We start from the raw sequence: 245 nt of genomic DNA on the forward strand, positions 1-245 counted from the left end.
ATCACCCTGCACATGGATGAGCATGCGCGGCCGCTGGGCATGACTGAGCAGCTGTTGCAGTAAGGGGGGGCCGGCCGGGCTGCGCCCGGCACCCGCAGAGGCAACGGCAACGGCCGAAGCAACGGCAAAAGCTGGGTTCCGTGGGATGGCGGGGCGGTGTCGGATTGCGGGGACGCCGCAAGTACGTCCTTGTAGGCTTGGCAGCCGCATCCATGCGGCTGACACCCCGCAATCCGACACCGCCC

The organism is Stenotrophomonas sp. HMWF023 (assembly GCF_003060985.1).
In the GTDB taxonomy this organism is placed as follows: domain Bacteria; phylum Pseudomonadota; class Gammaproteobacteria; order Xanthomonadales; family Xanthomonadaceae; genus Stenotrophomonas; species Stenotrophomonas lactitubi.